General features: G+C 71.5%; 2 protein-coding genes. Both read right to left on the minus strand.

Annotated elements, in window-relative coordinates; all coding sequences use genetic code 11:
• Nucleotides 1–20: 20 nt before the first annotated feature.
• Complete coding sequence (locus ACFWY6_RS45045) at nucleotides 21–899, minus strand: glycoside hydrolase family 16 protein (protein WP_384703629.1); 879 nt, start codon at nucleotides 897–899, stop codon at nucleotides 21–23.
• A 122-nt stretch (nucleotides 900–1,021) separates the two neighbouring features.
• Nucleotides 1,022–2,383: a S28 family serine protease gene (locus ACFWY6_RS45050; protein WP_384703632.1), complete on the minus strand. Its 1,362-nt coding sequence runs from the start codon at nucleotides 2,381–2,383 to the stop codon at nucleotides 1,022–1,024.
• Between the last annotated feature and the right edge of the window lie 175 nt (nucleotides 2,384–2,558).

Here is a 2,558-nt window from a genome sequence, read left to right on the forward strand (position 1 = left end):
GAACGGGCCCTACCCCCATGTCACTTCCAGTTGTACGCGTACGCGGCGACCCAGGTGATCTCCAGTTGCGCGCTGCTGCCGGGCGCCGCTCCGGGTCCTTCAAGCGCGCTCTCGTTCTGCAGGACCCAGGACAGCGGGTCGTCCGGCACGCCCCTGGTGTCGTGTCCCGTCTCGCGTCCGTCGACGAAGAAGCGGACGTGGCCGGGGGTCCATTCGGTCGACACCGTGTGCCACTCGGTCCAGTCGTCGGCGCCGCGGAACGAGCCCTGCTCACCGCCGCCGCAGGGATGGTGGAAGGCGGTGAGGGAGCCGGTCCAGTTGCCCTCGGGGTGGTCCATCTCGCAGCCGCCGCCGTAATGCAGCCAGGCCGACTTGTATCCGGGGGCCGGGTCGGTGACCTTGATGCGGGCGCTGTACTTGCCGTACTTCATCTGCATGACGGCACGCGGTACGACCGCCGCGGCATGGACGGGGCCGCCGTCGGCGGGCCGCCACATCCGGATGCGCATGCGGCCGTCGCCGTTCTCCGCAGGGCCCACGCTCACGGTGTCCTCGGGGTGGTAGACACCGACGACGTCGCGGTCGCGGTCGTTCGCCGTGTCACGCCAACCGGTCGGGTACGCCCACCAGTTGTCGCGGTAGTCGCCCTTGAGGCCGCCGCAGTACGCCGCGGAGGTGTCGGCGTGATGGTCGCAGTCGCGGAACGCGCCGAGCGGCACCCGGTCGCCGTTGAAGTCCTCGGCGAGGACCTGCCAGAACGGCCCGCAGTCACCACTGGGCAGCTCGGTGCCGGAGGTGGCGGAGGTGGCGGCGCAGGCGTCGGCCGACCGTGGCGCTCCCCCGGCGCCGGGGATGGACAGCAGGGCGGCGAGCAGGGCGGTGCCGATCGCCGCGAGCACGACCGGCCTTCCTCGTCTCGCCGCCGCGTGAGTTCCCATCGCGATGCCCTTCGTGGAAAGGGGTCATCCTCGCGGAGCGCGCGATGCCCCGCCATACCCGTGCGTCGCCGTGGAAGAACTCCTCACCGGCCGGCCCAGCGCCGCAGCGTGGCCTTGGCGGCGGCGGAGTCCTTCGCGGGAAGCGACGCGATGCGTGCCCGGTGGTTGGTGTCCGGGGCGACGTAGAGGTGCGCGTCGCGGCTGCCCCGCCCGAGCCGGAAGCGCTCGGCGGTCGCCACGTCGTTCTCGCCGTAGACGAAGAGGAGTCGGCTCCCGTCGTGCCGTACCCAGCGGTCGATGTCGGCCATCGCCTGCGGCTGGAAGCGGAGCGGGATGTCGCGGGGCACATAGGTGCGTACGTCCTGGACGCCGGGGTGGCGGAGCAGACCGGTCAGGTGGGGGGTGCTGTACTGCGGATAGCCGAGCTGGGTGCCCAGTTGGTGGAAGTACGGCGTCAGCGGCTTGAGCGTGGTGTCCGTGAAGTTCGCGAGGCCAGTGGTCCGGTCGAGCCAGGTGTACAGCTCCTGCGTCGAGTCGGTCGGCTCCGGGACGTCGGTGCACTGGGCGTCGCCGTACTGCCAGTACATCGGTACGGCCCGCAGCACGGCGAGTTCGTATGCCTTGTCGGCGCTGCCGATGATCCCGAACGTGTGCCCGTTCTCGGCCGCCCACGTCGTGTACCGGGCCACCATCTCGTCACGCCGCACCAACGCCTCGCGCTGTACGGCCTTCAGCCTGGCGCGGCAGGCCGGTGTCCCCACGCGTTCGATGAACGCGTCGTAGGCGCTGTCGTCGCGGTCGTTCACGTTGTTGGGGGCCGCGTAGACGACCGTGCCGTCCACGTCCCGTGGGTGGAAGCGCCGGTGGTAGACCGAGGTCATGCCGCCCTTGCTGCCGCCCGTCGATATCCACCGGCCGTCGTAGAGCGGCTTGAGCGCCTGGATCAGGCGGTGGTGGTCGTCGGCGGCCTGCCGGATGTCCAGCTTCGACCAGTCGACGGGCTTCGGCACGGACTTGTCGAAGTACCGCTGCTCGGTGACGATTTCATTGCCGTCGACGAGCTGGGTGGGCTCGGAGCGGAAGTCGGGGTTCGAGACGAGGCCGTAGCCGGACGTGTAAAGGACCGTCGGGCGGTCGGTCGACTTGTGCAGCAGCCTCAGCCGCTGCTCGAACGTGCCGCGCCCGGGGTGCCGGTGGTCCACGGGCTGCCGGTAGGCCAGCTCGAACCAGCGCTGCCCCGGCGCCGCGGCGCGTTCGGCCGTGACCCGCATGCCGGGGATGGCCTCGATGCGCGCGCGGATGTCTCCGTCCGGCGGCCGCTCGGCGCCGGAGGCCGCCGCTGCCGGGGCCACGGCTCCCGGTAACGGGCCCGCGGTCAGCGGGACGGTCAGCAGGCCTAGGACGACGAGGGCCATGCGGAGGCGGGTGCGGTGAACGTTTCTCATGCGGCAAGTCAAGCCGTCGGGGTGGGCCCGCGGGCCCCCTGGCCGGGTGAGCGGCCTCCCCCGTGCGGGGGGTGACTTACGGGCGGCGCGGCCCGGGGACGGGAAAGGGGGGGGGGGGCGCGGCGGGGGGCGCGGGGGGGGAAGAGATCAAATAAGCACGCGCAGATTTGAACAA

Origin of the sequence: Streptomyces sp. NPDC059037 (assembly GCF_042740015.1) — a bacterium.
In the GTDB taxonomy this organism is placed as follows: domain Bacteria; phylum Actinomycetota; class Actinomycetes; order Streptomycetales; family Streptomycetaceae; genus Streptomyces.